Annotated in this window: 1 protein-coding gene; it reads right to left on the bottom strand. The window is 70.9% G+C overall.

All coding sequences use genetic code 11. The features are described from left to right. A partial coding sequence (locus ACWDR0_RS34695) for a type I polyketide synthase (protein WP_456355821.1) occupies positions 1 to 3,575 on the bottom strand: 3,575 nt, incomplete at both ends.

The following is a 3,575-nucleotide window of genomic DNA, read 5'->3' as shown; positions in this document are numbered from 1 at the left end:
CCAGCAACCGCACCACCCAACGCACCCGAACCACCCGTCACCAACACCGTCCCCCGCGGACGCCACTCCCGCACCACCCGCCCAAACGGCGCACGGGCCAGGCGGTTGGCGTAGACGCCGGAGGTACGGAGCGCGATCTGGTCCTCGGCGCCGCCGACGAGGGCGGAGACCAGCCGGGCGACCGCCCGCTCGTCGGGCGTGCCGGGCAGGTCGACGAGACCGCCCCAGCGGTCGAGCTGCTGCTCAAGTCCGGCGACCCGGCCCAGACCCCAGACCGCTGTGTGGGCCGGGTCGGCAACCGTGTCGGAGCGGCCCACGGCGACCGCGCCGCGGGTGGCGATCCACAGCGGAGCGCCCCAGTCCGTGGTGATGTCGGCCAGAGCGCCGGCGACGGCGTCGCCGCTGCCCAGCGCGCGCAGCGACAGCACACCGGCGAGTGCGGCGGTGTGGCCGTCGGCCGGTTCGGTGACGACCTCGGCGCCGTGCCGGGAGAGCCCGGCGACGACGGTGTCGGCCCACTCCTGGTCGCCCTCGGGCCGCAGGACGAGCCAGGTGCCGGAGAGGACGGGGGCCGGGAGGTCGGTCAGCGGCTTCCAGGTGACCCGGTAGCGCCATGCCTCGGTGGTTCCGCGCTCGGTCCGTGCCCGGCGCCACTCGCGCAGCTCGGGCAGAACGGGTTCGAGCAGCTCGGAGAGTTCGCCGTTCTCGACGGCGGCCCAGAACTCGGTGTCCTCGGTCGCCGGGACGATCTCGGGCCAGTACTGCTTGCGCTGGAAGGCGTACGTCGGCAGGTCGACGCGCCGGGCACCCGTACCCGCGAACAACGCCTTCCAGTCGACCGGCGTGCCCCGGACATGCAGCCGGGCGAGGGCCGTCGTAGCCGATTCGGACTCGGGGCGGTCGCGGCGGAGTAGCGGGACGCCTTCGGCGAGGGCGGACAGGATCCCGTCCGGGCCGATCTCCAGGAAGGACGTCACGCCCTCGGTACGCAGGTGCTCCACGGCGTCGTGGAAACGGACCGCGTCCCGGACATGGTTCACCCAGTACTCGGCATCGACCAGGGCGGGCAGGCCCGCGACGGGGATTCCGGCGCGCTCGTACGAGAGCCCCTCGGCGACCGTACGGAACTCATCCAGCATCGGGTCCATCAGGTGCGAGTGGAAGGCATGGCTGACCCGCAGCCGCTTGTTCTTCCACTGAGCCGCAAGCTTGAGGACCGCGTCCTCGTCGCCGGACAGGACCACCGAGCGCGGGCCATTGACCGCCGCGATGTCCACACCTTCGTGTTCGGCGAGGAGCGGGCGTACGTCCTCTTCCGAAGCCTCTACGGCGACCATCGCGCCGCCCTCGGGGAGCGCGCCCATCAGCCGGCCGCGCGCCGCGACCAGCGTGCAGGCGTCCTCCAGCGAGAACACCCCGGCCGCCTGCGCGGCCGCGATCTCACCCACCGAATGCCCGGCGAGATAGTCCGGGCGGACACCCCACGACTCCACCAGACGGAACAGCGCCACCTCGACCGCGAACAACGCGGCCTGCGTGAACTCGGTGCGGTTCAGCCTGTCGGCGTCGCCGCCGAACACCACATCCCCCAAGGGCCGGTCGAGTTCCGTGTCCAGATGGGCGCAGACCGCGTCGAACGCCTCCGCATAGACCGGGAACGCCTCGTACAGCTCACGGCCCATACCGACGCGCTGACTCCCCTGACCACTGAACAAGAACGCCAACTGCCCCTCGGCAGTCGTTCCCGTCAGCGGGCCGGAGTGGCCTTCGGCGAGGGCTTCCAAACCGTCGAGCAGTCCGTCCCGGTCCGTTCCGAGCAGCACGGCACGGTGTTCCAGTGCGGCGCGGGTGGTCGCCGTGGAGAACGCCACGTCCGCCGGTTCCAGTTCGGGGTGGGCGGCGAGATGGGCGCGCAGGGCAGCGGCCTGGTCGCGCAGGGCGTGCTCGTCACGGGCGGAGACCAGCACCGGGAGCGTCGACAGCGTGGTCGGTGCCGCCGAAGCCACCGGAGCCTCGGCCTCGGGGGCCTGCTCCAGGATGACGTGGGCGTTGGTGCCGCTCATACCGAACGAGGACACGCCCGCCCGGCGGGCACGCTCAGACTCCCAGGCGCGGGCCTCGGTCAGCAGCTCGACCGCACCCGCCGTCCAGTCGACATGCGGCGTCGGCTCGTCCACGTGCAGGGTCTGCGGCATCACACCGTGCCGCAGCGCCATCACCATCTTGATGACACCACCGACACCGGAAGCCGACTGCGTGTGGCCGATGTTCGACTTCAGCGAACCCAGCCGGAGCGGCCGGTCCTCCGGCCGGTCCTGGCCGTAGGTCGCCAGCACCGCCTGCGCTTCGATCGGGTCACCCAGGACCGTGCCGGTGCCATGCGCCTCGACCACATCGACCTCGGAAGCGGCAAGACCAGCGGAGGCGAGGGCCTGGCGGATGACGCGCTGCTGCGCGGGCCCGTTCGGCGCCGTCAGACCGTTCGAAGCACCGTCCTGGTTCACGGCGCTTCCGCGGACGACCGCCAGGACCTGGTGACCGTTGCGGCGTGCGTCCGACAGCTTCTCCACCAGGAGTACGCCGACGCCCTCGCCCCAGCCGGTGCCGTCCGCGGCCGCCGCGAATGCCTTGCACCGGCCGTCCTCCGCAAGCCCCCGCTGCCGCGAGAACTCGATAAACGTGCCAGGCGTCGCCATCACCGTCACACCACCCGCCAACGCGAGCGTGCACTCACCCTGACGCAACGCCTGCACCGCCAGATGCAACGCCACCAACGACGACGAACACGCCGTATCGACCGTGACCGCCGGGCCTTCAAGACCGAACGTGTACGACAGCCGGCCGGAAACGACGCTGGCCGCGTTACCCGTCGCAAGATGCCCCTCGGCAGCCTCCGCCGAGTTCACCAGCACCGCACCGTAATCCGCACCATTCGTACCGACGAACACACCCGTACGACTGCCACGCACCGACACCGGGTCGATACCCGCCCGCTCGAACACCTCCCACGAGGCTTCGAGCAACAACCGCTGCTGCGGATCCATGGCGAGGGCCTCACGCGGCGAAATACCGAAGAACAACGGGTCGAACTCCCCCGCACCCGCCAGGAACCCACCACCACGAGCCGTCGACGTACCCGAACCACCACCCGCAAACAACGCCCCCAGATCCCAGCCACGATCCGAAGGAAAACCACCCACCGCATCCCCACCCGAGGCGACGAGGTTCCAGAGGTCCTCGGGCGAACCCACACCACCGGGGTAGCGGCAGCTCATACCGACGATCACCACCGGATCGTCGTCCACCGACACCACCGAAGGCAGCACCGCATCCGGCACCAGAGCGGCGACCTCGCCCGACAGCTCACCCAGCAGACGCTCCGCGAGCGCCGAAGCCGTCGGATGGTCGAACACCGCCGTCGCCGGAAGCCGCACCCCCGACTCCTCCGCCAGCCGATTCCGCAACTCCACCGCCGTCAAAGAATCAAAGCCCAGATCACGGAACGCCCGACCCGGCTCCACACCCGACGCACCCGGCAACCCCAACACCACCGCCGCAGCACCCCGCACCAACCC

The sequence above is a fragment of the Streptomyces sp. NPDC003691 genome (assembly GCF_053981115.1).
This window is presented reverse-complemented; position numbering and strand designations above follow the sequence as displayed.